1 protein-coding gene is annotated in these 313 nt (G+C 49.5%); it reads left to right on the plus strand.

Going from position 1 to position 313, the window contains the following annotated elements; translation table 11 throughout:
* The coding region (locus tag HBA93_RS20120; protein ID WP_221724455.1) for a BMP family ABC transporter substrate-binding protein at positions 1–313 on the plus strand (313 nt) is incomplete at both ends.

Raw genomic sequence — 313 nt, forward strand, 5'->3', positions numbered from 1 at the left:
GATCAGGGCGTTGATGTTCTGGCTCAGCACACCAACTCTACTGCGCCTGTGCAGGTTGCAGCAGAGCGCGGCATCAAGGCATTTGGTCAGGCTTCAGATATGATCAAGTTTGGTCCAGAAACACAGCTGACAGCCACAGTTTATAACTGGTCGCCTTATTATATCGAGCGCACCAAGGCTGTTCTGGATGGCACATGGAAAGAGAAAAACTCATTTGACGGTATGAATACCGGTCTGGTGACAATGGCACCAATGACCAACATGCCTGACGATGTGAAAGCCATGGCTGAAGAAACCATCAAGAAGCTCGCTT

Origin of the sequence: Ochrobactrum sp. SFR4 (assembly GCF_019730395.1) — a bacterium.
GTDB lineage: Bacteria > Pseudomonadota > Alphaproteobacteria > Rhizobiales > Rhizobiaceae > Pseudochrobactrum.